The organism is Streptomyces sp. NPDC005202 (assembly GCF_040608235.1).
GTDB lineage: Bacteria > Actinomycetota > Actinomycetes > Streptomycetales > Streptomycetaceae > Streptomyces.
On sequence record NZ_JBEXHW010000086.1, the window covers coordinates 1 to 2,011 of the forward strand.

Here is a 2,011-nt window from a genome sequence, read left to right on the forward strand (position 1 = left end):
TACATAGCCGAGTTGGCTGATCAGCGGGATGGCGACGGTCACCGTCTGGTCGTGCGCAACGGCTACCACCAGCCGCGGAAGGTCACCACAGTCGCCGGGGCAGTCGAGGTCAGGGCCCCGCGAGTGAACGACAAGCGTATCGACGACGCTACCGGGAAGCGCAAGCGGTTCGCCTCGGCGATCCTGCCTCCGTGGTGCCGTAAATCCCCGAAGATCAGCGAGGTACTGCCGCTGCTTTACCTGCATGGCCTGTCGTCGGGGGACTTCGTACCCGCTCTTGAGCAGTTCCTCGGCTCGTCAGCCGGCCTGTCGCCCGCGACGGTGACCCGGCTGACCACGCAGTGGCAGGCCGACCACACCGCCTTCCAGGACCGTGACCTGTCCGCCACGGACTACGTGTACGTGTGGGCGGATGGTGTGCACCTGCGGATACGCCTGGAGGAAGCGAAGGCCGCGGTGCTGGTGCTGATGGGCGTGCGCGCGGACGGCACGAAGGAACTGATCGCGATGACCGACGGCTACCGCGAATCGTCCGAGGCGTGGGCGGGCCTGCTGCGGGACTGCGCCCGCCGGGGCATGCGCGCTCCGGTCCTGGCCGTCGGCGACGGCGCGCTCGGCTTTTGGAACGCGCTGAACGAGGTGTTCCCCGACACCCGCCACCAGCGGTGCTGGGTGCATAAAACTGTAAATGTGCTCGACGCCCTCCCGAAGTCCGCCCAGCCCGCGGCCAAGCGTGCGATCCAGGAGATCTACAACGCCGAGGACAAGGAGCACGCGGCCAGGGCCGTCCGCGACTTCGAGCGGGCCTACGGGGCGAAGTACCCCAAGGTCGTCAGGAGGATCACAGATGACGAGGACGAGCTACTGGCGTTCTTCGACTTCCCCGCCGAGCACTGGATCCACCTGCGGACCACCAACCCGATCGAGTCGACCTTTGCCACCGTGCGACTGCGGACCAAGGTCACCAAAGGCGCAGGCTCCCGGGCCGCCGCCCTCGCCATGGTCTTCAAGCTCATCGAGTCCGCCCAGGCCCGGTGGCGGGCCGTGAACGCGCCCCATCTCGTTGCTCTCGTCCGCGCCGGGGCCCGCTTCGAACGCGGCCACCTCGTCGAACGACCCGAGGCCCTCGCGGCATGAACAAGTCCCACTGCAGAAGTACAGATCTGCCTGAGTGTTGAGCCGGGTCGGCCGCCTGTGTCTAAAGGTCCGCTATGAGAAGTCGGTAGCCGACGTCTAGTGCTTCGCGGTCGAGCAGGTCAGCATGGCGTTCGTGCCACAAGCCGGAGGACAGGTCGCTGGACAGCCGGGCCAGGCCCGGGCGAACGACCTCCTCGCCGGTCTGGGCGAGCATCGACATGCCTGCTCGCACTTCCGGATCGAGGTATGCCTCAGGTCGGCGCCAGAAAGCAGCGCCAAATCCGTCGGTGCAGTCGTGCGGAATCGGGACCGTCTCGACGCGGGCATCTCCCAGCAGCGCAACCAGCCGATCGATGAGGACGGTCCGTGTGTCGGTGAACGCGGCTACCTCGGGCAGGTACTCGTCCAGCAGCCAAAACCTGCGGAAGATGGCCTGGTCCCAAGTGAAGATGACGACGCGTTGCCGAGCGATCCGAAGGAGTTCCCCAATTCCGGCTTCCAGGTTCGTCCAGTGGTGCACGGTCAGCAGGGCCATCACCGCGTCGGCCGAATCGTCGGCAATGGGAATCGACTCCGCGGACGCCTGCAGGGCCCGCGCAGATCCGGCCGGACGTTGGGCGATCATCACTGAACTGGGTTCAACCGCCAGCACCGTTTGCGGTGGTTCGTAGGAGCCGGCGCCAGCACCTACGTTGATAACAGTGCTGGCATCGCCGAGCGCCTCGTGGATCTTGACAGCGATCCGATGGTCGGGGCGTCGCGTGTGATTGTAGGTCGCACCGATGCGGTCATACGTCGTCACGACTGACAGTATGCCTCGTCACTCACCACCTACCGTTGCTGATGAGCCATCCACAAGTATTGACAATTTCTC

At 65.6% G+C, this 2,011-nt stretch carries 2 protein-coding genes; one reads left to right on the forward strand and one right to left on the reverse strand.

What is annotated here, in order from left to right; translation table 11 throughout:
• Nucleotides 1–1,137: IS256 family transposase (locus ABZV31_RS38180; protein WP_355901475.1), on the forward strand; the 1,137-nt coding region annotated here is incomplete at its 5' end.
• Nucleotides 1,138–1,198: 61 nt separating this feature from the next.
• Here ABZV31_RS38180 and ABZV31_RS38185 read toward each other — a convergent pair.
• Nucleotides 1,199–1,939 (reverse strand): methyltransferase domain-containing protein, encoded by a 741-nt coding sequence (locus ABZV31_RS38185; RefSeq protein ID WP_355901477.1) that lies wholly within the window; start codon nt 1,937–1,939, stop codon nt 1,199–1,201.
• Nucleotides 1,940–2,011 lie beyond the last annotated feature (72 nt).